This window comes from Sulfuricurvum sp. RIFOXYD12_FULL_44_77, assembly GCF_001830725.1.
Classification (GTDB): Bacteria; Campylobacterota; Campylobacteria; order Campylobacterales; family Sulfurimonadaceae; genus Sulfuricurvum; species Sulfuricurvum kujiense_A.
This window is the reverse complement of the sequence record NZ_MIBU01000182.1, coordinates 1-1,227: the sequence shown is the minus strand read 5'-3', so window position 1 is coordinate 1,227 and position 1,227 is coordinate 1. Positions and strand designations below refer to the sequence as shown.

The 1,227-nt window shown below is 44.6% G+C and carries 2 protein-coding genes; one reads left to right on the top strand and one right to left on the bottom strand.

Going from position 1 to position 1,227, the window contains the following annotated elements; all coding sequences use genetic code 11:
• A partial coding sequence (locus A2517_RS07180) for a CheR family methyltransferase (RefSeq protein ID WP_294895557.1) occupies positions 1–611 on the top strand: 611 nt, incomplete at its 5' end.
• Here A2517_RS07180 and recO read toward each other — a convergent pair.
• Positions 608–1,227: recombination protein RecO (recO, locus tag A2517_RS07175; RefSeq protein WP_294895554.1), on the bottom strand; the 620-nt coding region annotated here is incomplete at its 5' end. The two genes, A2517_RS07180 and recO, sit on opposite strands and share 4 nt — an antisense overlap.

Sequence of the window (1,227 nt, the reverse complement as noted above, 5' to 3'; positions counted from 1 at the left end):
CGATTTTGGAAGCGTTGATTAATGTCTTGACGGTGAATGAAACCTACTTTTTCAGAGAATCGCGTCAAATCTATTTTCTAGTCGATAAAGTAGTACGTGGAAGTGATAAGGTGCGTATTCTATGCGCTCCCGGTTCGACCGGAGAAGAGCCTTATTCGATTGCAATGGCACTGCTGGAGGGGGGAGTTCCAGCCCAAAGAATTGAAATTATTTCCTTGGATATCAACAGTGATGTCATATCATTGGCGAGGGAAGGGCACTATAGTACGAGATCACTTCATAAAACAGCGTTGTCATTGCAGGAAAAATATTTTATCAAAGAAGAAAATACATTTACCATTTCGGATGAGATCAAACGTCTCGTGACATTTTATACCCTCAATATTTTTGATGACCACCTTTTTGAATTGGGAAAATTCGATACCATTTTTTCACGTAATATGCTTATCTATTTTGATGAATCAACGGTTATGCGAGCTGTTGAGCGGCTTGGTCGACTTGCACGCACTAAGGAATCCTACTTTTTTTTCGGGCATGCCGATTTTGTGAAGACCCCCCCGACGTTACTGGAACATTATGAAGAGGGGATCAAGTTTTATACGATCCGTTAAAGCCCTTCGTTAAGGACGTACCACAGTCGTTCAACCTCTTTGTCATCTAAAAAGAGGGTGGAGGCATTGGTATAGAGCCACTCCAACCCTTTGGGATTGATGGAGAGGGTATGGGAGCAGTTTGTGTGTGCGGGTAAAAAAGCCCGAATCAGGGAAATATCCTCTTCAATCGGAAGGTCACAGAAAAAGCAGTTGAGTTCACGGTGCAACCGCCCCTCATGATCGAGTAGCCTGACATACGATTCGATGGCGACCCGTTTGGGATTTTGATCGCTCCAGCGAGCCGATGCATCATTTAAAAGGGCGAAATAAAACTCTCCGATCGATTCGGAATCTTTGAGATGGGGGTGAAAGAGGGTGATAAACTGCTGCCACAATCGGAGCCGCTCATACTGGCTCATCCACGGAAATCCGAGATGGATAACATCCTTCATTCGGGGGATGGAAGATTTGAGGGAGTGTTCGGGTTCGTAATCAATTTTGAATCCCATATTGATAGGGCTATGGCGTGCTCCGTAGAAGCGGTAAAGGGTCTGTAAGCTTTCCTCGGCTATTATGGTGACGATCATATCTTCTTCGCGTACACGAGTGAGTTTGATGATGAAGCCCTGCATTT